This window comes from Chryseobacterium glaciei, from assembly GCF_001648155.1.
GTDB lineage: Bacteria > Bacteroidota > Bacteroidia > Flavobacteriales > Weeksellaceae > Chryseobacterium > Chryseobacterium glaciei.
Genome location: NZ_CP015199.1, coordinates 2,787,993 through 2,813,584, shown reverse-complemented (window position 1 = coordinate 2,813,584; position 25,592 = coordinate 2,787,993). Strand labels below are relative to the sequence as shown.

Below are 25,592 nucleotides of genomic sequence, written 5' to 3'. Positions count from 1 at the left end.
GTACAAATATACGGAAATAAAAAAACCGCCCAGAGGCGGTTTTTAATATGAATGTTAAATAAATTAATATTTTCTATAAACTAAGATTCCTTCATCATTTCCGGGTACATTATCTAAATTTTTACTATTATCATTAATTCGGAGTTCTATATCAGAATATGAATTAACTTTTTTAGTCAGTGTTTTAGTCGCTCCAGATTCTATATAGGTTAGTATTAAAGTATTTAAATTATCATACTTCCAGTTCCCTTCAAATGAATCCAATGTATTACAATTGCCTGAGTCTGAAAGACCATATCTTTCATATACTCCAGAGAAATCTGTATTGATTAATAGCTGGCCCTTACTCTCACATTCGTTTAACATAATGTCCTTACCTCTAAAAATATACTTATAAGGTTTCCAGTTTCCATTGATACTTGTATTTTCTACAATAACATTAGGCTCATCAGTAGAGCATGAAACCATTCCCAATAAAAGGAAAATGACAATAATATACTTCATATAACATACTTTTCATTATCCAGACAAAATATTTGTCTGGATTATTATCAGTTAATTTAAAATTTATCCCAAAAGATTTTTGTTGACACTTTATCTCCACCAATCTTTGTAGCAGCAGCATTCACACTATTAGCATTTAAAAGATATTCTTGATCAGAATATCTCATTCTTACCGGTACTGATTCAACAACAGAATTACTTGGATTCACAAATACTGGAAAATCTAATCTTCTAGAAAAATTCCAAGCTTGAAAACCTTTATTAAACATCGCAACCCATGACTGCTCTCCTATAGATTTTTTCCAATTGGCAGCGTTATAAGGATTAGCAGCAATATAAGTTACTGCGTTTGCGTTACTTATCCCATATTCTGTCATAGAGGCCATAATAGCATCAGCGTACAAAGCAGGAGCAGTACCTCCAACATTAAATCCTCTCTGCGCTGCTTCAGTTCTCAAAAACAAAATCTCAGTGTAATCTAATAAATACCCCTGTGCATTTTCTCCGGTAATAGCATCGGTAAAATGAGAATAATTACTAAATGGGTTTTGCCTAGCATATACCCCTCCAACATAAGCGCCTCCAACAGTTGTAAACCAAGCTGCTCTTCTTGGGTCAACAGTAGTATTCATAAAGTTTACCAAAACATCTGAAGGAACAAAATCATTTCTACCAGATTGTATTACATCCTGATAAACCGGATTAGAAAACTGTCCTGAAGGAAATGTTTTTAATCCAAAATTATCCTCTGGTGCTGTAAATAAACCATTTGTAAATGCTGCTTCCGCATATGTTTTAGCTAATGCAGGCTCCACATCTGATAGAGTAACGGCCATTCTAAATTTTAAAGAATTTCCCATTTTTCTCCATTTAATCATATCTCCTTTATAGATCAAATCATTTGAGTATCCTTTTTCAGTAACGTTGATCATCGCGAGAGCATCATCAACTCTTTTGATCAGATCCAAATAAATTACTTTGGCATCATCATAAGGAATTTCTGCAGACCCTGGATTTTCAGGAGTAGCCTTTAATGCTCCAAAATAAGGAATATCTCCATAGGTATCAACTAAATTAGCCCAAGCATAAACATTCACCAATTCTATCATGGCAAGATTATTATTTTTTTGAGCAGGAGTTCCCGCTTCTCCATCTAAAAATTTTTTAGCATCTCTTAGTGCTGATAAAATTCCAGGAGAATTAACTGTAGCAGAAGATGATGCCATCATATAATTATAATGGTTTCTTGGAATAGGTCTTGAAGACATATTATATCTACTCTCACCAATATAAGTTGTTTGAGACCACTGTTGAGTAAAAAACCGAGAAATATTACGATTAACATTAGTTGTCATTAACTGATCAAGCAAAACCTGTTCTGCACTAGCGAAAAGCACACCAGAAGGAACTTCTGACGGGTGTTTCGGATCTTCATTTAAAGACGTTATATCTCTTTCACAAGAAGTTAAAGTCAATATTAATGAAGTAAAACTTAGTATTAAAAATATTTTTTTCATTATTAATTTAGAATTTAAAAGTTATATCAATACCTATATCACGCGTCGTTGGTAACGAACCTATAGACTGTCCCTTAGAGGCTAGGCCATTACCTTCTCCTGTTTCAGGATCTGCATAAGGTAAATTTTTGTGAATAATCCACAGGTTTCTTCCTACAATAGAAATTTTCGCATCTCGAATAGAAGTATTTGCCAATAGAGATTTTGGCAAATTATATCCTATACTTGCCTCTCTTAATTTTACATAAGAAGCATCATACACAAACCTCTTCTGAGGCATAACGTTATATCCATCAACATTTCCACTTATCCCAGGATCGCTTGTAGGTGTTGTATTGATGTTTCCATTAGGATTAACTCCTGGATTGATTACGCCACTTTCTCTATAATCAGCTGTTTCTCTATAAAGTCCTCCCTCTATTCCATATGCCATATCTGCAGAATATACACTTCCACCTTGCTTCACGTCAATAAGGAAAGTGAATGAAAAATCTTTATATCGAAAACTATTTCTAATCCCTCCAATCCAATCTGGTGTAATATTACCTATTACCTGATTATTATTTATTAAATAATTCCCTGTCTCTTCATCAATTACTTTTTGCCCATTAGCATCATATACATAGTCCGATCCTACTAAAGCACCAAAAGCTTGACCAACACGAGCATTGAGAGATACTCCATTTTGATAAGTTGCCAATAGATAATTCTGAGAATTTCCGTTTAATGAAATTACTTTATTTTGATTCTTAGACCAGTTTACATCAACATCCCATGTAAAATTATTAGTTTTAATAGGTGTACCGTTTAGCTGCACTTCAACCCCTGTATTATCAATTTGTCCTGCATTTACCAAGAAAGTTCTGTACCCTGTAGCAGAAGAAACAGGAAGATTAATAATTTGATCAAATGTTCTTGTCTTATATACTGCAACATCAAAACCTAGTCTATTTTTTAAGAATTTAGCCTCCATACCAAATTCAGTTTCCTTAGATCTCTGAGGTTTTAAATTTGGATTAGCTAGGAAATAAGGCTGATTAAATAATCCTCCACCTCTAGCTTTAAATGTATTTTGTAGTCTATAATTAGTCGTAGAAGAACCTACTTCTGCATAATTTCCTCTTATTTTCCAAAAGCTTAACCAAGACGGTTTCCATAATTCTGAAAGAATTACAGACCCAGTAGCTGAATAATAATCATAGGTATTGTTCGCACTTGGAAGGTTGGAACTTCTATCTACTCTGTAAGTTCCATCTACATACAAGAAATTCTTATATCCAAAAGAAGCTGTTCCATAGGCACTTGAAGTAACAAATTGTGCGTAAGTCTCATCAGGTGCAAGCATTTCCCCTAAAGAATTAGACAATGCAAACAATCCTGGTTTAGACAACCCTCCTTCTGTACTAGCGTATATATTATCTATTAAATTTCTTCTCACATTCCCTCCAACAATACCACTCACATTTAGGTCAGAAGTAATATCGAATTTATAATTAGCAATTAAATCAAAATTAGTTTCTGTATTCTTTACATTAGTTCTAGCATATCCTGATCCTACAGTTTGTCCAGATGCTCCAAAAACCTGAGGTATAGACCCGTTCATTAGCCTCTCCTCAATAACCATCTGCAAGTCATCATAGGATACTTTACCGGTAATACCAAAGTTTTTAGAAATGTCATATTTCAACTGAGCATAAGAAAATGTTCTTGTTCTACTATCTGATTGATAGTTCTGATACCTTTGGAAATAAGGATTATTCCAGTATTGAGGTGTTCCATTATCAGGTGAGGTTCTATTCCAAGAAAAATTGCTATTTCCATTATTTGCATATGCATCTCTTAATGCTAAAACGTCTACATTGGTTTGCCACCACTGTCTAAATCCAGAAACGATATTTTCAGAATACCCTGTTTCGTTTCTCCCTTTTGTATCTTGTAATGTAAGGGTAGAAAAAACTGATGCATGCAATTTATCGGTGAAATCATAATTAAACTTTGCAGATACCGTATTTTTTCTTAGCTCAGAATTTGGTAGTAAACCACTAGAAAGCATATTGGTATATGCCAATGAAATGTTAGATTTTTTATCACCTTTTTCAAGACTAATGGTATTAACGTAAGTAGCTGGTGTCTCAAAAAATTTGACAGGTCCATTTTTAGCAGCTACCCAAGGAGTTGCTTTTCCATAATTTGGAGAAGAAGGATCAAATGAATCCCATTGGTATACTAATTGTTTAGGATCAAATGCAGGTCCGTAAGATGCATCATCTCCGAAGTTAGCATAATTGTATCCTCCAGGACCTGGATCTTCATTCCAAGACTCTCCTCCATATCCAGCCCCATATTTATCCTGATATTTTGGAAAAGTAGACTTATCGACAAAACCAGCAGTAATTCCAGAGGTCAGGGTAACTCCCCAACTTCCATCATCTTTTCCTCTTCCGTTTTTAGTAACAATTAAGATAACCCCATCACTTCCTCTCTCACCATATAAAGCAGACGCTGCAGCTCCTTTAAGTACATTGATAGACTCTATATCCTCTTGGTTAATATCTGAGAGGAAATTTCCATAATCAAATGGACCTCCTGTTGCTGTATTGTTATTAACAGGCGAACCATCAATTACAATAAGTGGTGAGCCTCCGGATAAAGATTTATAACCTCTGATAAGTAAGTTGGAAGATCCTCCGAAGTTATTATTCGTATTCACTTGTAAACCAGCAACTTTACCAGAAAGCAGTGCTGCTACGTTACCTGTATTTGTAGTTCCGCCAGTTAATTCTGCAGCTTTAACCTCTTCCGAAGCATAACCAAGAGATTTTTTCTCCCTTTTAATACCAAGTGCAGTTACTACCACACCCTCGATGTCTTGTGTTTTTAGAGTATCTTTCTTCTTTTCCTGAGCGTTAGCAACAGCCAAAGACGAAGATATCACTAAGACAAGCACACCTGCTGTTAGTTTCTTCATATCAAATTATTTTTTTGTACCCTACAAATTTGTAAAACTTTATTAACAACACAAAGGAAAATGTTAAAAAAATATCAATTATTTAAATATTATCAACAAAACAACGTTTAAAAACATTAAATTAAGTTAAAACGTATCTCTTTAACAAAAACAAAACACTTTAACATTACTTTTATTTGAAATACAATAACAATTAATATTATTGATTTAATCTATAACACCAAGTAGACAAAACCCAATTAACACCTAGTATTCAACACCTTACACTGTTTAATCTTTAATAAGTGAATATTACACTAAAAAAAATCAATGCTATGCATATATTTTTTTTACACAAGAATCGTCATAGCCTCCACCAAATAGAAAAAATATTGAGGCCAAAGCGGAATAATAAAACTCAAATTTTTCCTTTTTAATCAAGTTTGTTATTTTTCATATAAATATTATAACCTGTTATGGAGTAAAGTATATTTTGTTTTAATTTTATCCCTCAATATTTTATATAGATTTTCATGGATTTACTAAAAAGCTGGTCAAACTCTTATATCGAAGCAGGGTGTGATGAAGTCGGAAGAGGATGTTTATGTGGTCCGGTGGTGGCAGCGGCTGTCATTTTGGATGATAATTTTAAGCAAAATTTAGTTAATGATTCTAAAAAGTTAAATTTTAAAACCAGAATGGAGCTCGATGACTATATTAAAGAGAATGTTAAAAGTTATGCAATTGCAGAGCTTCCTCCGGAATTTATAGATCAGCATAATATATTGAATGCCAGCATTCATGCAATGCACAGAGCGTTGGATAAACTAACGATAAGACCTGAACTTATTTTAGTAGACGGAAATAAATTTCATCCTTACAATTACATACCCCACCAATGTATTATTAAAGGAGATTCAAAGGTACTATCGATTGCGGCGGCATCTATTTTAGCAAAGAATTATAGAGACAGATTGATGATTGAGCTTCATGAAGAGCATCCTGAATACGGATGGAACACCAACTTCGGATATGCTACAAAAAAGCATCAGGAAGCCCTGATAAAGCACGGTCCGACGAAATATCACAGACAATCTTTCAGGCTTAAATATGATTAAAGACTTGGAATGGATGAATTATGGATTTTCAAATCAAACATAGTTTAATTTAAATTATATCTAAATAAACAAAAAAGGAGTAGATAAATCTACTCCTTTTTATGTTTTAACAAATATTATTTCTTTTTCTTTTGTTGCTCCACTGTACTTTGTTGTTGCTGAGCTTTATCCATCATTTCTCGCATTTTCTTTTGGAACTTACCTTCTGTTTTTGGTTTTTCCTTATTAGCCTGAATCTGCGCGTGAATTTTCTTTTCATCCAAGATTACATACTTAATGACCAAAATAATTAAGATGTTGATCGCATTCGAGATAAAATAATACCAAGAAAGACCAGACGCCGAAGTATTCAAGAAGAATAAGAACGTAACAGGGAAAATATACATTAACACTTTCATGTTAGGCATACCTTCTTGCTGAGGCTGTTGCATATTTCCTGAAGTCATTACTGTATAGATTAAAATCACCACTGTACATGCTAAAGCAAATACACTTAAATGATCTCCCAAGAAAGGAATTTTAAATGGCAATTTAATTAAATCATCATAAGCCGTTAAATCTTTTGCAAACCAAAATCCTTGTCCTCTCAAATCAATAAAGTTCGGGAAGAAACGGAATAAGGCGTAGAAAATCGGAATCTGTACCAATGCCGGAAGACATCCCGCCATCTGATTCACTCCTGCCTTTCGATAGATTTCCATTGTAGCCTGTTGTTTTTTCATAGGATCTGCATCCTTGAATTTTGCGTTAGCTTCGTCAATTTCAGGACGAATCACTTTCATCATTGCACTCAATTTATGCTGTTTGTACATAATTGGTGATAGAATCAGCTTCACAATAATCGTCATTAAGAAGATCACCCAACCTGCTGCAATTCCCCAAGAGGCAATTAGATTATACATCGGCATGAAGAATCCACGATTCATCCACCCTATTAATGACCATCCTAATGGTAAGATCTCGTCAAAGTTTTTATCGTATGATTTTAACAACGGTAAATCTAAAGGTAAGAAATACCAAGTAAAGTCTTGATTCAATTCACTTCCAGTCATTTGAACGAAACCTTCATAGTTTAGTTTTTTCAAATATTCTCCTTCTTCAATTGACTCCTGATTTCCTTTACTGTGTGTAAATCCGTTTTTAGCTTCAATTACTGAAGAGAAGAACTGTTGTTTTACACCAATCCAGTTAAGGGTTTCTTTTTCTTCCTCCATTGTGGTTCTTCCGTCATAATCATAATCTTTATAATTATTGAAAGCGTATGAGAATTCTGAGTGAGACTGCTCTTGAGCTCTACCTTTTTCTAAGTTTCTTACACTGTAATCCCAGATAAAATCTGCTTTAGTATCAGAAGTAACTTTAGCAAGACCTTGAGATCTTACTTTGAAATCTACCGTGTATTTATCTAATAAGGTATAAATGAACTGAATAATAGCTCCGTTATAGTTAGCCGTCAACGTAACAGCATTTCCTTTAACTGTTGGAGAGAAAACTAAATCTTTAGTATTGATTACTTTACCTGTTTTATCTTTAAACTGGAAACCGTAGTTTGAGTTATTTTTAGTGATCAGATAAAGAGGAAGATCAGCTCTGTCATTTTTATGATCGTAAGCTTTATATTTTAAAAGTTCTACTTTAGAAACTTGTCCTCCTAAACTTGAAAATTCCAATTTCAATTCATTGTTTGCCAAATTTGCAGTCTGAATTGCAGTAGGAGTTACATTTGGATTGATATTGCTTGCCTGAGTTTGTTTTACAGCATTTTTAACTTGTTCAGTCTTTTGTTGCTGAGCTTTTACCTCTTCCTCTTTCGATTGTTTGTTTTGGAAATAAAACATAAAACCGAAGAGTACCAAACATAAAACCGCAAAACTAATCATTTGACTTTTATCGAGTCCGTTGTTCTGTTGCATTTTATTTTAATTAAATTTTTTACCTATTTAAATATGTAGCCATGCTACATTTCGAGTCGACAAAAATACTGTTTTTTTATCAAAACTCTATCCTATAATATATTACTATATAATAAACTCAAGCTGATAATAATCAACCTGAGTTTAATATATGACGTTTGTAATTAAATAATTACCTTATTTTTTCTCACAAGCCTTAATAAAAGCTTTAAATAAAGGATGTGGTGTTGTTACCGTACTCTTGTATTCCGGATGATACTGTACCCCAACATAGAACGGATGATCTGGCATTTCTAATGCTTCAACCAATCCTGTTTCAGGGTTTGTTCCTGTTGCTAAGAAACCATTCTTTTCGAATTCCTGAAGGTAATCACTGTTGAATTCATAACGGTGACGGTGTCTTTCAGAAATATTTTTAGCTCCATAAATATCATATAACTTAGAAGCGTTTTTCAATGAACATTTCCAAGCACCAAGACGCATTGTACCTCCTTTATCTACTACATTTTTCTGCTCTTCCATGATTGAAATTACAGGATCTGGTGTAGAAGTATCAAATTCCATTGAGTTCGCTTTCGCGTGTCCAAGAACATTTCTCGCAAATTCAATCGTCATGATCTGCATTCCTAAACAGATTCCCAACATCGGAACTTTATTTTCTCTTGCATATTGAGCCGTAAGAACTTTACCTTCAATTCCTCTGTCACCAAAACCTGGGGCAACAAGAATTCCATCAACACCATTTAAAGTTTCTTTGATATTTTCGGCAGTAATATCTCCACTGTAAACCCATCTTACTTTCACTTCAGTTTCAAGACTTGCTCCTGCATGCTTGAAAGCTTCGGCAATAGAAATATAAGAATCCTGCAGAGAAATATATTTACCTACTAAGGCAATTTCTACCGTTCTTTTAGGGTTTTTGAATTTTTTAAGGAACGTTTTCCAGTCTTTAAGATCAGCTTCTTTATCATTTTTAAGATCTAATTCTTTTAAAACTACATCATCAAAATTTTGTTTTTGAAGGTACATTGGAACTTCATAGATCGTTTCCAAATCTTTACATTCAATCACATTATCTAAAGAAACGTTACAGAATTGAGCCAATTTCGCTCTCTGATCTTTTGGAATATTGTGTTCGGTTCTACACACTAAAACATCTGCCATAATCCCGCTTTCCATCAATTGACGAACAGAATGCTGAGATGGCTTAGTTTTTAATTCTCCACTTGAAGCCAAATACGGCAATAAAGTCAAGTGAATCACCATAGAATTTTTCTCTCCCAATTCCCACTTCAACTGACGAACAGTTTCAATGTATGGTAAAGATTCAATATCTCCAACAGTTCCTCCGATCTCAGTAATAATGATATCGTAGTTCTGCTTAGATAAAATTTTAATTCTACGCTTAATTTCGTTCGTGATATGAGGAATTACCTGAACTGTTTTTCCAAGGAAATCTCCTTTTCTTTCTTTATCAATTACAGTTTGGTAGATTTTTCCTGTCGTAACGTTGTTATTTTGAGAAGTTGGAGCGTCCAAATAACGCTCATAGTGACCTAAATCCAGATCCGTCTCCGCACCATCTTCGGTTACATAGCATTCTCCATGCTCATAAGGGTTTAATGTTCCTGGGTCGATATTGATATAAGGATCTAGTTTTTGGATCGTTACATTAAAGCCACGTGATTTTAGTAGAAGTCCCAGAGAAGCAGAAACGATTCCCTTTCCCAAAGATGAAGTTACACCTCCTGTCACAAAGATGTACTTTGTATTCTTTTTACTCATTAGATTAGGTTTGTGCAAAGTTAGGGGAAAAAGAAACACAAAGCAATTTTTTACCTTTATGAAATTGTAAAACATGCTTCTATCATTTATAAATCCTGATGAAAAAATTTATCTATATTTGATCTCAACAAACACAAAAAGCCATAACCATAATGATTTCGGTATATAAACTCAAACCAAAATTCCAGCAGCTGCTCACTCCTATTTTATTATTTTTAAATAAAAAGAAAATTACAGCGAATCAAATTACGATCAGTTCCATTTTATTATCTGTTATTATTGGAGTCCTATTTTGGAATGCCGATATTTCAAAATGGTTTTTCCTTAGCTTACCGATCGGATTACTGATAAGAATGGCTTTGAATGCGCTGGACGGAATGATGGCAAGAAAATTCAATCAAACGACTAAATTAGGTGAAGTTTTGAATGAAATCGGCGATATTGTTTCTGATGTGATTATCTTTTTTCCTTTGTTAAAATTTCAGCCGGAGAGTTTATATTTAATTATCGTCTTTATTATTTTAAGCATTATTAATGAATTTGCAGGATTGATTGGAAAAGCTGTCGGAAAAGAACGCCGTTATGATGGACCAATGGGGAAAAGTGACCGTGCTTTGATTCTAGGTTTATATGGTTTGATCGCATTTTTTGGAGTGAATATTTCAAATTATTCTCAATATATATTTGGGCTAATTATTTTATTACTTCTTATCAGTACTTATACCCGACTTAAAAATTCTCTCCATGAAGCCTGAAGAAAATAAATTTGCAGACGTTCCTTTACGTGTAAAAACATGGATTTACATTATCCTAGTTTTTGCACTTGGAATTTCTCATCCTTTAGCAATGAAGATCTTTGTTTCATGGATCAGTTTTCAATGTTTTTTTGAATTTTTGAGAATGTTCAACGTGAATACAAACAAAATGATTCCTTCAATTTTCGTTGGTGTTTCACAGTTCTTTTTATTGTATTTTTTGAATATCGAGAATTATTTCCTTTACAGTTTGGCTCTATCAATCATTATAATCTTATATTTTTCAATTTTAAAATCATCCGGAAAACAAATCTTGGGAATTCTAACTGCTTTGCTAATTTGCCTTTTTGCTTTTCCACATTTAGCTTTTATTAGAGAAAATATTTCCGGAATTTATTCAATCATTTTTATTGTTGTTGTCACTGAACTCAATGATGTTTTTCAATATTTAATGGGAAAATTCTTTGGAAAACATAAAATCGTTCCGAAGATCAGTCCTAATAAAACCTTGGAAGGTTTTATTGGAGGAGTATTTTTGACGATTATATTAAGTAATATTTTAGGATTCTTTTTATTGAATTCCACTATTCTTACCAATACGATCTTAGGCTTCATCTTGGGAACTTCAGGATTTTGTGGAGATATTTTCATGTCTTATTTAAAAAGGAAAACAGACGTAAAAGACACCGGAAATTTACTTCCCGGACATGGTGGTTTATTAGATAGAATGGACAGCCTGATTTTTAATGCTCCAATTTTTTTCTGGATACTTCCATTTCTTTTAAAGATGTAAAAAATGAACGAAAAATTTAAAAGAGCTTTGATTTTTTCAGGAGGTGGAACAAGATTAATGATCTACCTCGGAATGTTTGCAGCATTGGAAAAACTAGAAATGAAACCCGATGTTCTTATCGCTTCATGTGGTGGAGCTTTTGCAGCAACTATCATCAATGCTTTCCCCGACAATCTTTCAAGAAAAGAATATTTACAATCCGAAGAATATTTTCAGTTTGTATCCAAAACAACACTAACAAAACAAAAAAAGCTCTCTGAAATCGGACTTTTCTCTTTAAAAAAAATATTCGATAAAAAGAACGCTCCTTATATTGAAGATGTCTTTAATCGATATCTGGTTGAAATGAATCAGGATTTATCCGAAGATTTTCCTTCATTAAAAAACGCACAATTTTCTCAAGAAATTCCGACTTTAATTATCGGTTCACAACTCAATTTTGATTCAATAGAAATTGGACAAAAACGAAATAACCGAAAATTATATCAAAAAACAATTTTCACAGATACTGAAACAGCAAAGAAAATAATTCCGCAACAGCTCATCATTAATTCTGAAAATATAAAACACAGTGCCGTCGAAGAAGTTCCCAAAATAAGAACTAATGTTTCTTTGTTGACAAGCACAAGAATTTCTGTTTCTGATATGTTTTATGTTGCTCCCGCTTCATTTCAGGGAAAATATTTTGCTGGCGGTGCTATTGACCTCATTCCCATTGAATTGGCAAAGCATCTTGCAGAAGAAGTTATTATTGAAAAAAAACAATCTTATACTCCTGTTGAAGAGGCTTTTGTTCGTGCCGTTTTAGGATATAGCGGAAATAAAAGGCTGGAAGAAATTGAAAAACAGTCACCAGATTTTGAAATTGACACCAATGACATCAAGCAAAAATTGGAAGGACATTATATCAAAAAAAGCATCAATTGGAAAAAACTTGAGATTGAACTTTCTTTGCCAAAAAGTCATCAACAATTTGTAAAAGATATGGAAATTCAATGGCAATATGGTTTTGACCAGACGATGAAAAGTTTAAAAATATAATTTGAAAACACATACGTTTTTAGCTAAAACCGGCATTTATAACCCATGTCAAGGTTTTGAACCTTGACATGGGTTTGCAAACTAAACATTAAAACTTTTACAACTAAATTTTAAAAAATAAGATTTCCATTATTAAATAAAATCTATTTTTACTTAAAATTGAAAATCACAACACGCTCATGAACGTTTTTATCGCAGGCGGAACTTCGGGAATCGGCTATTCTCTTGCTCAGTATTATCTTTCAAAAGGATATTGCGTGGGGATTTGCGGAAGGGATTTAACTAAAACCCCTGAAAACAGTTCAAAAAATTTAAAAATATTTCAAGCAGATGTTTGTGATATAAACTCAATTTTTTCGGCAGTAAATGATTTTCTACAAAATAAGGATCTTGATATTTTCATCAATTGCGCCGGAAGTTATGCTGAAGATGTTGCCGGAAATATTTCTTATGAAGAAGCTGAAGAAATGCTACAAACTAACATTTTAGGAACTGTAAATTGTTTCGAGGTGGCAAGAAAAGCAATGAAAGGTCAAAATAAAGGAAACATTGCTGTTATCGCGTCCGTTTCAGGGATTATGGACTATGAAAATTCTAGTTTATATACCAAGACTAAACGTTCAGTGATCCAAATTGCAGATGCTTATCGTAGAGCTTTGAAACCGTTTGGGATATCTGTAACGACGATTGCTCCAGGTTATGTTGATACTTTGAAATTGAGACAGCTTAACGATAATGATTTAAGCAAAAAACCATTTCTTACTGATCTTGAAACTGCTACAGTAACAATCTCGGACGCTATTGAAAAGCGAAAAAAATTAATTATTTTCCCTGCAAAAATGAAATGGATGATGAAGTCATTATCCATCCTTCCCTCTTCATTATTAAATATTATCATGTTCAGAAAGGCAAAATGGATGAAAAACGACTAAAATTTAAGCATAAAATCTATGCATTGTTGCTTTGTTCTGTTGTATTCATGATTGTTTACAATTATACAGCGTGGTATGTTTCAAGGCTTGAAAAAGTTCCTTCTTTTGTTTTTGATTTTGAGAAATATATTCCGTTTCTCCCTTGGACAATCATACCTTATATGACAAGCGGACTGTTTTTTTGTTCCGTTTTTTTCTTTTGTAATACGAAAGAACAACTCAAAGTTCTGACTCAAAGAATGCTGTTTGTAACTGTTGTTGCCGGAATTTGTTTTTTATTATTTCCATTAAAATTTTCTTTACAGAGACCGGAAGTCAATAATTCTATTTTCGGATATTCATTTCAGTTTTTAACAACTTTTGATTCGCCTTTCAACCAAGCGCCGTCCCTACATATTGTGTATGCCTTTATTTTTTGGAGCGTTTTTAGAAATTTAAAAAAATGGAGAATCTTTTTAATGATCTGGCTCGTTGCTATAGGAATTTCTACTTTAACAACTTATCAACATCATTTGATTGATATTATCTCAGGAACTATCTTGGCTCATATTAGCTTCATCATATTTCCTTATCAGAAAAACAACTTTTTATATAGGAATTTTCAAGTCGCTAATTTCTACTTTTTACTAGGTTGGATCATTGTTTCAGTCTCTTTATTATTGTATAAATTTTCACATGCATATTGGTTGATTTTTTTGTGGATGGCTCTCGTTATGATCATAGTTGGCTATCAATATCAAAAAAATAATATTCACTTTTTAAAAGATAATAACGGAAACATTTCTTTCTTCAAAAAGATATTTTACTTTCCTTATTCATTAATTTATTGGATATTTTGGAAGTTTTTACGAAAGAATAAACGACCATTAGAAATTGTAGACAACATTTATATTTCGTCAAAACCTGATAAAAAGGATTTGCAAGATTTTGAAATTAATAAAAATATTTTCATCTACGATCTCTCATCCGAAATAGAAGAAAATTCTGAAATAAAAGAAAAATCCACCTATTATTCTGTTCCTTTTTTAGATATTGGGATGTTGGATATTCATCAAACGAAAAAATTAGTTCTAAAAATCACAGAAAATTATCATCAGTTACCGAAAGACGGGAAAATATTGATTCATTGTACGATGGGCTACACCAGAAGTTCTGTCATCGGAATTTTAGTAATGAAAAATATTCTATCTTTACCTCTAGACCAAGCAATAACCAATATGAAAGTCCTGAATAAGAATGCAATCATTCATTCTTACATCTACGATTTTCTGAAAAAAATTTAAATATGAACAGCGGAAATTTTAAGAGTTTTGATGAAAGCGAAATCTTTTATCGCGAGTGGAATTATCAACCTCAACAAAAAAGTATCATCATTATCCATCGCGGACACGAACATTCTGAAAGACTGAACGATATCGCACAATCACCACAATTTTCAGACTACAATATTTTTGCGTTCGACCTTCGCGGGCATGGCCATACAAAAACGCCAACATCTTCCATTTTTATGGATTATGTTCGTGATCTGGATTCTTTTTCAAAATTTTTACAGTCAAAATATGAAGTGAAAATTTCCGATATCTTCGTACTTGCCAACAGTATTGGTGGCGTTGTCGCTTCGGCCTGGGCTCATGATTTTGCGCCTAATATTGCAGGAATGGCTCTTTTGGCACCTGCTTTCAGAATTAATCTTATCGTTCCTTTGGCGAATGAAATGATCACTTTAGGAACAAAATTGAAGAAAGGATTGATCATCAAAAGTTATGTAAAATCAACGATGCTGACTCACGATCCTGAACAACAAAAAGCCTACGATACAGATCCGTTGATCACAAGATCTATTGACGCAGAATTACTGATCGATCTCGCAAAAGCAGGAAAACGTTTGGTAGAAGATGCAGAAGCAATTGATACACCTACCCTTATTTTATCTGCTGAAAAAGATCATGTTGTTTTTAATAAAGATCAGAAAATTTTCCATGATAAATTAGATACAGATTTAAAAAAATACGAAGTCCTTCCCAACTTTTTCCATGGAATTTTATTTGATACAGGAAAAGAATTGGTTTATGATAAAATTAAAGATTTTGCTGAAAAATGTTTTAATCAAACTCAGAAAAAAGGATCACTTTCACCCGATAAATTTTCTGTAAAAGAATATCAAGATCTTCAAAATAATGTAGGTAATAATCTCAACTTTAAATTTCAAAAATGGTCTCTTAACACTATAGGAAAGATCAGTAAAGGAATGGAGATCGGTCTGAAACATGGTTTTGATTCCGGAGCTTCTTTGGATTATGTCTATCATAATCAGCCTCAAGGAAAATTAGGTTTCGGAAAAATGATGGATAAAAACTATCTTGAAGCTATCGGCTGGACGGGAATTCGAATCAGAAAACAGCATTTGATTAAGCTTTTAGAACAAAAAATTCAAAGTCTGAAAAAAGAAGGAAGAAAAGTAAAAATCCTTGATATTGCGGGCGGAACTGGCAATTATTTATTCGATATTAAAGAAAAATATCCTGAAGCTGAAATCGTTATCAATGAATTTATAAAAGCAAATATTGAGATTGGAGAAAAAGTAATTCAGGACAAGAAATATCAAAACATCAGATTTACTAATTTTGATTGTTTTGACCCTGAAACGTATAAAAAATTAGATTTTGAGCCTAATATTACAATAGTTTCTGGAATTTTAGAGCTTTTCGGAGATAATGAAATGGCGAGTAAAGCCATTCAGGGAATCAATTCTATTTCAGAACAAAATTCATTCATTGTTTATACGGGACAGCCTTGGCATCCACAATTAAAAATGATCGCTTATGTGTTGAATAATCATCAAAATAAAGACTGGATCATGAGAAGACGTTCGCAAAAAGAACTTGACAGAATGATGGCTTTCAACAATATTCAGAAAGAGAACATGCTGATCGATGATTTTGGAATTTTTACGGTGTCTTCTGGAAAGGTTAATTTTTAAGTTTTAAACGCAAAGACGCAAATTTATAATCATTGATGTTTTTTAAGGCGCAAGGATTTTTATCTTCGATAAAAATTGAATGAAAACGATTAAAACTACTATTAAAAAACCTTTGTGGTAAATATTCAAATAAAAAGGCTTCCCAATATTATTGAGAAGCCTTTTCTTAAACCAAATTTATATGAAAATTATTGCTTAGCTAACTCAAAATATAAGTTAACGTCAACGTCTTTAGCTACGCCAGCACCAGTTGGATCATATTTAATGTTATAATCTAAACGGTTAACCGTAAATTTTGTCTGGAAACCCATCACTTCTTTTCCTTGTTTATTTTTAGTAATTCCACCGTAAGTTACTGGAACACTGATTTCTTTAGTAACATCTTTAATGGTTAATTTACCTTTTAAAGTGTATGTATTATTTTTTTCTTTTGTGATAGAAGTACTTTCAAAATTCATTGTAGGAAACTTCTCAGCGTCAAAGAAATCTGCGCTTTGCAAATGCTTATCTCTCATTTCAACACCTGTATTTACAGAAGATGTATTCACAAAGAAGCTAAACTCTGCCTTATCTAAACCACCTTCTTTACTAGCGGCTACTTTTCCGTCAAATTTATCAAATCTACCTTGTACAAAGCTGATTCCCATATGTTTGATATTGAAATTCACTGAAGAATGCATTGGATCTACTGCCCAGCCTGTTTGTGCAAATCCCACAACGCTTAGTAAAGCGAATACAAAAGTTAAGAATACTTTTTTCATTATATATTTATTTTAGATTAATCTTATGGCAAATGTAGGTCGTAAAAAACTACCTGACATTGATCTATGTTAGTTTTTGATTTTAGATGAATTTATTTTTGCGAAAATTTATCTAGAATTAACTTACTTTTTAATGACTTTTTTTAAAGTTTCTCTTAACAACTCTTTTCTGTGTTTTTTGTCAGAAAGCAAACTAAGACTTTGATCTATATTATGATCGCAGTGGCATTTACTACTACATATTTTATTATAACATGCAGAAGCAGAAGTTGATGCTACCAATTCATTCAGGTTATAATTAAAATCTCTAATATTTCCTAAAAGCCATTTATTCATTTCTTTCAAATTGGGATACCCAAGTTTTTCACAAGGATAAACATCACCTGTTGGAGACACCACTACTCTTAGTTTACCAGAAGTACATTCTTTCTTGAAGACAGGATTCTCAAAATAGCTTACACTTTTCTCACGTGAGAGCTTTCTGAAGGAAGAAATGAAGGCATCTTGAGTATTATAATTATCAAAATAATAATTATTTACTTCTTTAAATCTCTGATAATCTAAGTCAGGGTTATATTTTTCATGAGTTCTGGCAATTTGAAAACTGAAATCGGGAACTTTTATCTCTTGATGCAAATAGTCAATCAATTCTTTGAAAACATTCTGATTATATTCATTATATGTTGCCAAAGCAACAATAGTAATGTTTTTATATTTTTTTGCGGCTTCTATAGCTTTTGTAATAGAATCCTTCCATTTTTTAAAACTTTCCTTTAAAGTAGTAAACTGATCCATATCTTCAGGATAAGGAGAGTTAATAGAAAAATGAATTCTAATACTACCTTTGCCTTTTTTTCCATAATAATCGATAAACTCTAGAATTCTGTCAGTAAACCAACCGTTTGTCGGAATACAAATAACACCAGGATCCCATGTTTCAGCAATTGCCTCAATTACCTCATGCAAATCTTTTCGAGTAAATGGCTCTCCTCCACCCACATGTACTCTCTGAACCGGAGTAACGAATTTCCCCATTTTCCTTATTTCATCTGGGCTCAGCAAAGGCAGTTTTTTATTTAATGCATCTAATACAAAACAATGCTTGCATTTCATATTGCATATATCTGTAATAAAAAAGGTAACTTCTGAAATTCTGTCTTTTTTTATAAGAGCAGGCAAATATTTAAGGTACTTAAGGTTATCTAGCATTTTTTTTTGTATTTAGAAATTAAATATAGAGAATATGTTTCAAGTGTTATATACTTCACTCCTTTATAGCCGTCCAGAAAAGTAAGTTTTACAAAAAAATTATAGAAAAAATAAATAAAATAGAAAAAAGGTACATTTGAAACAATAAAATTTTTCAATTTAAGCCTTTTTGATATCACATTATCATTTATGTCTTCCCATCTTATCATCTCATCAGCTCTTGTTTCCATTTGTGCATATTTTTTTCTTCTCATCATCCAATGGTCTACTCCTTTTGAAAACTGATGATGTAAAATATAATTATTTAAAAATCCGTTTCCTCCTTCATAGATTAGTTTTTCATGTACAATTCCCTGAAATTTAACTTTATTTGGCTTCACCAGTCTTTCTATCCAAAAAGATGTTGAGAAATTCCATTTCAGAATCTTATCATCTATTACAACCTTCCTTCTTACTAAATATACGTTCCGTTTATTAGGTTCATCGTCATTGCACAGTGTACAAATTTCTTTCAGTAAATCCTCAGAAACCCTTTCATCTGCATCCAATATCAATACATACTCATTTTTAAACTTTATATTATGTAAACCATGATTTCTTTGGTCACTATAGTTTATAAATTCCTTTCTATAAAATCTTACTTTAAGAGACCTGACTATTTCCTCAGTACAATCAGTACTAAAAGAATCTAATATCACGATGTCATTTGATCTAGAAACTGATTTTATACAATCAGCAATATTAATTTCCTCATTATATGTCAAAATTAATACTGAAAAATTATTCATCTTTAAATATATTTATAATTTTACAATCAATTGCAAACTATATGAATATTTTATTTTTAACCTTTACCAAAATTGATGACATAAATGAAAGGGGTATTTATAGCGATTTGGCAAGAATTTTCAAAAAAAAAGGGCATCACATTACAATAGTTTGCCCTGTAGAAAGGAGAGAAAAAAGCAAAACCCAATTCATAAAAAAAGAGAGCTATAGCTTGTTAAGAGTTTGGGGATTCAATTATAGAAACACTAATATTTTAGAAAAAACTCTCGGATTTTTCGCGACCGAGTATCAATATTATCATTCTGTAAAAAAGCACTTAAAAGCCACCAAATTTGATTTAATATTCTATTCTACTCCACCTATTACTTTTTTGAAAACAATTAATTATATCAAAAAACGTGATAATGCTTTCACTTATCTACTGCTTAAAGACATCTTTCCTCAAAACGCTGTTGACTTAAAATACATAAAGAAAAACTCTTTGATGTATCATATTTTCAGAGAAAAAGAAAAGAAACTTTATGATGTTTCAGATATGATAGGCTGTATGTCACAAGCAAATATGGATTATATTCTTGAAAATAATACTTCCATCAAAAAATCAAAACTAGAGATCAACCCTAATAGCATTGAACCATTACATATAAATATTTCCGATGACAGAAAAATAGAAATCAGACAGAAATATAAGATTCCTGAAGACAAAATGGTAATTGTATTTAGCGGGAATTGTGGTAAACCTCAGGGAATTGATTTTTTATTGAATTTTATTAAAAAAAACACTAATACTAACGCGTTTTTTTTAATCGTTGGGGATGGAACAGAATTTAAAAAAATAAAAAATTGGCATACTCAATCAAAATTATTAAATGTATTAATCTTAAATAAATTACAAAAAAAAGAATTTGATGAATTATTATCAGCGTGTGATGTTGGTTTAATTTTACTTTCCAAAGATTTTACTATTCCTAATTTTCCGCAAAGACTATTATCATATTTAGAAATGCATCTGCCCGTGATAGCCGCAACTGATACAGCCACAGATGTTGGGAATATAATAGAAGAAGCCAATTGCGGCTATAAAATAAATTTTGGAGACAGTGAGGCTTTTCAACAAAAGATTGAATATTTGTATAATAATTCTGAAACTTTTCATGAAATGAAAAAAAACTCATGGAAACTATTAAACGATAAATATTTGGTCAATGTTTCATATCAGGCTATTATAAAACATATAGAATCAAAAATGTAAATACTATTTTAATGAAAGCCCTATTTCCTTTTAGCTAAAATTTCAAAAATTTTCAAGAACTTCGCGGTATGGCAAAATTAAAAACAGCATATTTCTGTCAGAGCTGCGGAACACAGTATTCTCAGTGGATGGGACAATGCAAAAACTGTGGAGAATGGAATACTTTGGTGGAAGAAGTGGTAGAAAAAACCTCATCTAAAACACCTCCTTTTTCTAAAACAAAGCAACACGTCATTAATATTGTTGAAGTTGAAACAATAGAAGAACCCCGTATAAAAACTCCTTCCGAAGAACTTAACCGAGTTTTGGGAGGCGGAATTGTTTTAGGTTCCGTTACTTTGATCGGCGGTGAACCCGGAATTGGAAAATCGACGTTGCTTTTACAGCTTGCCCTAAAAATGAAGAAAAAAGTTTTCTATGTTTCAGGGGAAGAAAGTGCTTCTCAGATCAAAATGAGAGCTGACAGATTAACGGATGTTCAAAACCCGAACTGTTTTCTTTACACAGAAACTTCACTGGAAAAAATCCTTCATGAAGCCAAAAAACTGGAACCAGATTTTGTTATAATTGATTCAATTCAGACTTTACAGTCACAATTAATTGAAAGTTCGCCCGGAACCGTTTCTCAGATCAGAGAATGTTCTAACGAGATCATTAAATATGCTAAAGAAAATAATGTACCGGTTTTCTTAGTCGGTCACATCACAAAAGACGGACAAATCGCCGGACCAAAGGTTTTGGAGCATATGGTAGATGTTGTGTTAAATTTTGATGGAGACAGAAATCACCTTTTCAGATTATTGAGAGCGAACAAAAACCGTTTTGGATCTACTGCTGAAATCGGGATTTATGAAATGGTTTCCCAAGGTTTAAAGGAAATTAAAAATCCTTCTGAAATTTTAATTACTAAAAAATTCGAAGAACTTTCCGGAAATTCTGTTGCCGTAACTTTAGAAGGAAACCGCCCGATGCTCTTAGAAATTCAGGCATTGGTAAGTACTGCCGTTTATGGAACTCCACAAAGAAGCTGTACAGGTTTCGATGCCAAAAGACTGAATATGTTGTTGGCAGTTCTCGAAAAACGAGCAGGTTTTCAATTGGGTTCAAAAGACGTTTTCTTAAATATTACCGGAGGAATAAAAACTGATGATCCTGCTTTGGATCTTGCGGTTATTGCTTCTATTTTGTCCTCGAATGAAGATATTGCGATCTCAGAACATTTTTGCTTTGCAGGAGAAATTGGTTTAAGTGGTGAAATTCGTCCCGTTGCACAAGTCGAACAGAGAATTACGGAAGCTGAAAAGTTAGGGTACGAGGTTATTTTTGTTTCTAATCTTAATAAAATTGCAAAAAGAAAACACGGTATCAAAATAGAAGAAGTAAGTAAAATTGAGGATTTTCATGAAAGACTGTTCTAAATTTTGGAATTGGAGGGTAATAGAATAAAGATTGGGAATTTGGTAGTGTAATTCAGAGCTAATTATTCAATTTTTAATTCATAACTTTAAAGTATGAATTATTTAGCTCATTCTTTTCTCACATTTTCAGACGGACAAATCGTCGGTCAGTTTCTTGAAGATTTTATCCGAAACAAAGACCGTTTTTCTTTTCCTAAAGATATTCAGGACGGAATTACCCTGCACAGAGCTATTGATACCTTTACAGACTCTCATCCTGCGCTGCATGAAGCTAAAAAAGTTTTCAGTCCGTTAGTGAGATTATATTCTGGAGCGTTTGTAGATGTTTCGATGGATTATTTTTTAGCGAATGATTTAAGCTTAAACTCGCTTCAAGGGTGGAAAGAACATTCTTTACGAGTCTACCGCGTTCTCAATAAAAATGAAAAATGGCTTCCCGAAAATTTTAAAAGAATGCTCACAAAAATGGAACATGATGACTGGCTTTATAATTACCGTGAAGATTGGGGAATTAAGTTCAGTATTCAAAATGTTCTTAATAAAGCAAAATATTTAGATAAAGACCTTCCTGTTTTTGAATTATTTCTTCAAAATAAAGAGATCCTTCAGGAATGTTATGATGCATTTTTTCCTGATCTATTGGTTCATGCACAAGCTGTGAATGCCCAATTAAAAACAGAAAATCCATTTTAATGATAAAATAAAAACACTTACTGCAGTAAGTGTTTTTCAATGTTTGGGAACATTTATGGTGTTTTGTGTTTGTAGAATTATTTGTGCCTGAAAAAATTAATCTCCAATTCTAAAGATAAGCAGCTGAGTTGATGTTGCAGCCAGAGTATTCCCTGTTCCCGCACAATTACCAGAAACTCCACGCCCCAAAGCAATCTGCCAAGTTTTGCCTGCAGGAACTGTAGTAGCATAGGTAATGGAATTCCCATGAATAGAGTTTGTACCTTCAACATGGGAAGCCGTACTGTGAACCCTCGTTGTTCCCGCATTAAGAGGGAAATCAATAAAATAAGAACTCAATGTACATCCTGTATTATTATGGGTAGCTTCGTAGACAAAAGTCATTTGGTAGGTTCCTACCGGAAAAGTGATTGTACTTGTCCCTGTATTATATGTCAGCCCCGGAATTGTATTTTTTATAACCGACATTGGAACCACTTGCGTAACACCAGCAGCAACACCATTCAAAAAGTTTATCTGTCCTGTTTCTAATCTAAAAACTGCAGGGTTTGGGATAGATAAAGAACCTAAAGTCCCTATAGTTTTGACAACTCCAGTAGGATCAAGAACTAGTAAATTATCTGTAGTCGTAACTCCAGCAGTCGTGCCCTGTAAACGTAAAGGATCCGTTGCATTGATGTGAAGTTTATTGGTAGGAGCAGTAAGTCCTATACCTACATTTCCAGCAGTTGTTACATTGATATCATTTGCTTGCTGTGCGACTGTAGGAGCGCCTGTAGCGGGATTATCTTTCCCTGCATCAATATTGAAAGCTCCTTGTGGATTAGAAGTATTAATCCCTATCTGAGCGTAAAAATTTGTACTCGAGCTAGCAAGTATAAGCAAAAGGTAAAATTGTTTAATTTTCATGACAAGTTTATTTAGTTTTTATTTTTCTACTTAAAGTAATAATGAATTAAAATTGCTTAAAGTGATTTTCTGATTTTGGAAAAACAAAGTTTCATTATTTTACACAAAATGTTAAATTTTATATAAAATATATCGTTTTATATTAAAACAAATATAATGTTTTTTGTTTATAATACAAATTTTAATAATAAATATTAATTATTATTAATAAACACCTTTAAATCAGGATATATGATTTTAGTGTATACTTTAAAATTTGGTTAAACATTAATTGAAATCTGAATATTATTCCCTTCTAAGTGTTTTATTATGTTAAAAAAATAATTTTTTAGAAAATTTAATCAAAGAAAACACTATTAACAAAATGTAAATTAATTATGTAATTCATTCTTATTAATTTTAAATAAAAACATATTCTAAGTCAAATTTTAAACAAAAAAAAGCATTCACCTTTAAGGCAAATGCTTACATTAAAATTAATTGGTTATGATAAATTAGTCTCCGATTCTGAAAATTAATAATTGTGTTGAAGTTGCTGCCAACGTATTTCCCGGCCCACTACAATTACCTGATACACCTCTTCCTAATGCGATTTTCCATGTTCTACCTGCAGGAATAACAGTAGCATATGTCACAGAATTTCCATAAACTGCATTTGCACCTTGTACAAATGCAGATGTACTGTGAATTCTCGTAGTTGTATTATTAAGAGGGAAATCTACAAAATAAGAACTTATTGAACATCCTGAAGCATTATGGCTCGCTTCATAAACGAATGTCATCTGATATGTTCCTGAGGGGAAAGTAATTGTACTTGTACCTGAATTATAAGTCATTCCAGGAATTGTATTTTTCACTACCGTCATAGGAACAACTGAAGTACCTCCGCCAACTACACCATTTAAAAAGTTAGTTTGTGCCGTTTCTAATCTGAAAATAGCAGGATTCGGAATAGATAATCCACCTAAAGTTTTAATATTTTTCACAACTCCGGTGGGATCAATTACCAGAAGACGATCTGTAGTTGTATTACCGTCTGCTAATCCTTCTATTTTTACAGGATCAACTATTGCTTTCACATGAAGTGAATTTGTGGGATTAGTGGTGCCTACGCCCAATTCACCATCTGAAGTTACAATAACATCATTAGCTTGCTGAGCCACTGTTGGAGCGCCGGTTGCAAGATTATCTTTTGCGCCATCCACATGAAAACTTCCTTGTGGATTTGACGTACTGATGCCTACTTGAGCGGATAGTGTTGTAGTTACTGATAATAATACCAGTACGAAATAGATTTTAATTTTTTTCATTACATTTAAGTTTTTGTTTGTTTATGTTTTTAAGATTTTATAAGTACTTAGGAGGTTTTTAAGAAATAATTTAATTCAACAAATCTTAAAAAACCATTGAAAAAAAGCACAGTATAACGGATAGAGTTTTCTCTACCATATATATAATAATTCTTACTAAAGTACTAGAACTAAAGCAAAATTTATTCGATACCGTAAATATTCTGGATGTATGTGCCAACTTGGGCAAAAGTAAGATAGCTACATAGAGGTATAGCAAATACTGTTTGTATTTTAATATTTTTTTCCATTATTGAGTGCTTTTTAAAATTGTGTTTTACAAAAAGATATAAAAATAATTAAACGTTTATTCTTTCGGTACAAATGTATATATATATTTTAATCAAAAAAAAATATATCGCATAATTTGAATAATTTTAACATTTCCATAATGCTATGAAAACTTTATTTTTAGACAAAAAACAATTAAAATTGCTGAAATAGATAGCGATTGGGATAAACAAGCTTTTCGCTTTTACGATTTCCATTAACAATGATATGAACAATGTTGATCTGATCATCAAATAAATTATATAGAAAACTTACCGCCGCTTCCACTTTTTTAGGAGAAGTAAGTGTTTCGGATTCTAAGAAAACGTTCACAGATTCGCTGTCTTCTTCATAGCCGATATAATTTACCTTTAAGAATTTGTTGTCTGCTTTTAGTCTTAAATATTCTGAACTGTAATTTTTTAAAGCTTCATTCAACTGAGCTTTGTATTTTTCATCATTAAAATGAAAAGGTCTACCATATTTTTTAGTCAATCCATTTTCCAGATCATCTAGAAAAAAACGTCCGGTGATTTCAAAGGTCTTTGATTTTGAATTGTAATTGATTTCCACAGAACCTACATGATAGGGATGAAATTCTCCCGCAGCCTTCAAATCATGGGATTTAACAGAAAACAACAGAGAAAGTGCTACAAA

General features: G+C 32.4%; 21 protein-coding genes. 10 read left to right on the top strand and 11 right to left on the bottom strand.

Features of this window, described 5'->3' with window-relative positions:
* Positions 1 to 63: 63 nt before the first annotated feature.
* Genes A0O34_RS12520 through A0O34_RS12510 form a run of 3 tightly spaced genes read right to left on the bottom strand, consistent with a single transcriptional unit; the run spans position 64 to position 4,989 of the window.
* Positions 64 to 504: a lipocalin-like domain-containing protein gene (locus A0O34_RS12520; RefSeq protein WP_066755100.1), complete on the bottom strand. Its 441-nt coding sequence runs from the start codon at positions 502 to 504 to the stop codon at positions 64 to 66.
* 56 nt (positions 505 to 560) lie between these two features.
* A complete protein-coding gene (locus A0O34_RS12515; RefSeq protein ID WP_066755098.1) occupies positions 561 to 2,021 on the bottom strand; it encodes a SusD/RagB family nutrient-binding outer membrane lipoprotein in 1,461 nt (486 codons plus the stop codon).
* A 7-nt stretch (positions 2,022 to 2,028) separates the two neighbouring features.
* Entirely contained in the window at positions 2,029 to 4,989 is a 2,961-nt protein-coding gene (locus A0O34_RS12510; protein WP_066755095.1) for a SusC/RagA family TonB-linked outer membrane protein, read from the bottom strand.
* Between the two features lie 512 nt (positions 4,990 to 5,501).
* Between A0O34_RS12510 and A0O34_RS12505 the strand changes: the two genes are divergently transcribed.
* Complete coding sequence (locus tag A0O34_RS12505; RefSeq protein WP_066755094.1) at positions 5,502 to 6,086, top strand: ribonuclease HII; 585 nt, start codon at positions 5,502 to 5,504, stop codon at positions 6,084 to 6,086.
* A 116-nt stretch (positions 6,087 to 6,202) separates the two neighbouring features.
* Here A0O34_RS12505 and yidC read toward each other — a convergent pair whose 3' ends face one another.
* Positions 6,203 to 7,999 carry a membrane protein insertase YidC gene (yidC, locus tag A0O34_RS12500; RefSeq protein WP_066755093.1) on the bottom strand — a complete coding sequence of 599 codons (1,797 nt, stop codon included), beginning with the start codon at positions 7,997 to 7,999 and terminating at the stop codon, positions 6,203 to 6,205.
* Positions 8,000 to 8,176: 177 nt separating this feature from the next.
* On the bottom strand, positions 8,177 to 9,784 hold the full coding sequence (locus tag A0O34_RS12495; RefSeq protein ID WP_066755092.1) for a CTP synthase: 1,608 nt from the start codon (positions 9,782 to 9,784) through the stop codon (positions 8,177 to 8,179).
* A 152-nt stretch (positions 9,785 to 9,936) separates the two neighbouring features.
* Here A0O34_RS12495 and A0O34_RS12490 point away from each other — a divergent pair, with 152 nt between their 5' ends.
* From A0O34_RS12490 to A0O34_RS12465, 6 genes are all read left to right on the top strand, one after another.
* Positions 9,937 to 10,539, top strand: a complete 603-nt coding sequence (locus A0O34_RS12490) for a CDP-alcohol phosphatidyltransferase family protein (RefSeq protein WP_066755090.1) — start codon at positions 9,937 to 9,939, stop codon at positions 10,537 to 10,539.
* The gene (locus A0O34_RS12485; RefSeq protein ID WP_066755088.1) at positions 10,529 to 11,332 is read left to right on the top strand and encodes a phosphatidate cytidylyltransferase; all 804 of its coding nucleotides are present in this window, start codon (positions 10,529 to 10,531) and stop codon (positions 11,330 to 11,332) included. Before A0O34_RS12490 ends, A0O34_RS12485 begins: the two co-directional genes overlap by 11 nt.
* A gap of 3 nt (positions 11,333 to 11,335) precedes the next feature.
* Positions 11,336 to 12,373 carry a patatin-like phospholipase family protein gene (locus A0O34_RS12480; protein WP_066755086.1) on the top strand — a complete coding sequence of 346 codons (1,038 nt, stop codon included), beginning with the start codon at positions 11,336 to 11,338 and terminating at the stop codon, positions 12,371 to 12,373.
* A 179-nt stretch (positions 12,374 to 12,552) separates the two neighbouring features.
* Complete coding sequence (locus tag A0O34_RS12475) at positions 12,553 to 13,305, top strand: SDR family NAD(P)-dependent oxidoreductase (protein ID WP_066755084.1); 753 nt, start codon at positions 12,553 to 12,555, stop codon at positions 13,303 to 13,305.
* Positions 13,218 to 14,588 (top strand): phosphatase PAP2/dual specificity phosphatase family protein, encoded by a 1,371-nt coding sequence (locus A0O34_RS12470; RefSeq protein ID WP_082891154.1) that lies wholly within the window; start codon positions 13,218 to 13,220, stop codon positions 14,586 to 14,588. The genes A0O34_RS12475 and A0O34_RS12470 overlap by 88 nt, the downstream gene beginning before the upstream one ends.
* A gap of 2 nt (positions 14,589 to 14,590) precedes the next feature.
* Positions 14,591 to 16,285 (top strand): bifunctional alpha/beta hydrolase/class I SAM-dependent methyltransferase, encoded by a 1,695-nt coding sequence (locus tag A0O34_RS12465; protein ID WP_066755080.1) that lies wholly within the window; start codon positions 14,591 to 14,593, stop codon positions 16,283 to 16,285.
* A 188-nt stretch (positions 16,286 to 16,473) separates the two neighbouring features.
* Here A0O34_RS12465 and A0O34_RS12460 read toward each other — a convergent pair whose 3' ends face one another.
* The 3 genes from A0O34_RS12460 to A0O34_RS12450 all read right to left on the bottom strand — a co-directional run bounded on the left by A0O34_RS12460 (position 16,474) and on the right by A0O34_RS12450 (position 19,043).
* Positions 16,474 to 17,046, bottom strand: a complete 573-nt coding sequence (locus tag A0O34_RS12460; RefSeq protein ID WP_066755077.1) for a YceI family protein — start codon at positions 17,044 to 17,046, stop codon at positions 16,474 to 16,476.
* Positions 17,047 to 17,169: 123 nt separating this feature from the next.
* Positions 17,170 to 18,255, bottom strand: a complete 1,086-nt coding sequence (locus A0O34_RS12455) for a radical SAM protein (protein WP_066755075.1) — start codon at positions 18,253 to 18,255, stop codon at positions 17,170 to 17,172.
* A complete protein-coding gene (locus A0O34_RS12450; protein ID WP_066755073.1) occupies positions 18,249 to 19,043 on the bottom strand; it encodes a glycosyltransferase family 2 protein in 795 nt (264 codons plus the stop codon). Before A0O34_RS12450 ends, A0O34_RS12455 begins: the two co-directional genes overlap by 7 nt.
* 41 nt (positions 19,044 to 19,084) lie before the next feature.
* Here A0O34_RS12450 and A0O34_RS12445 point away from each other — a divergent pair, with 41 nt between their 5' ends.
* From A0O34_RS12445 to A0O34_RS12435, 3 genes are all read left to right on the top strand, one after another.
* Entirely contained in the window at positions 19,085 to 20,296 is a 1,212-nt protein-coding gene (locus A0O34_RS12445) for a glycosyltransferase family 4 protein (protein ID WP_066759682.1), read from the top strand.
* 68 nt (positions 20,297 to 20,364) lie between these two features.
* Positions 20,365 to 21,714 (top strand): DNA repair protein RadA, encoded by a 1,350-nt coding sequence (gene radA, locus A0O34_RS12440; protein WP_066755071.1) that lies wholly within the window; start codon positions 20,365 to 20,367, stop codon positions 21,712 to 21,714.
* A gap of 93 nt (positions 21,715 to 21,807) precedes the next feature.
* Positions 21,808 to 22,407 carry an acyl carrier protein phosphodiesterase gene (locus tag A0O34_RS12435; protein ID WP_066755068.1) on the top strand — a complete coding sequence of 200 codons (600 nt, stop codon included), beginning with the start codon at positions 21,808 to 21,810 and terminating at the stop codon, positions 22,405 to 22,407.
* A gap of 96 nt (positions 22,408 to 22,503) precedes the next feature.
* Here A0O34_RS12435 and A0O34_RS12430 read toward each other — a convergent pair whose 3' ends face one another.
* From A0O34_RS12430 to A0O34_RS12420, 3 genes are all read right to left on the bottom strand, one after another.
* Positions 22,504 to 23,316: a hypothetical protein gene (locus A0O34_RS12430; RefSeq protein WP_066755065.1), complete on the bottom strand. Its 813-nt coding sequence runs from the start codon at positions 23,314 to 23,316 to the stop codon at positions 22,504 to 22,506.
* 494 nt (positions 23,317 to 23,810) lie between these two features.
* The gene (locus A0O34_RS12425; protein WP_066755063.1) at positions 23,811 to 24,626 is read right to left on the bottom strand and encodes a hypothetical protein; all 816 of its coding nucleotides are present in this window, start codon (positions 24,624 to 24,626) and stop codon (positions 23,811 to 23,813) included.
* Between the two features lie 465 nt (positions 24,627 to 25,091).
* The gene (locus A0O34_RS12420) at positions 25,092 to 25,550 is read right to left on the bottom strand and encodes a DUF6702 family protein (protein WP_228394289.1); all 459 of its coding nucleotides are present in this window, start codon (positions 25,548 to 25,550) and stop codon (positions 25,092 to 25,094) included.
* Positions 25,551 to 25,592 lie beyond the last annotated feature (42 nt).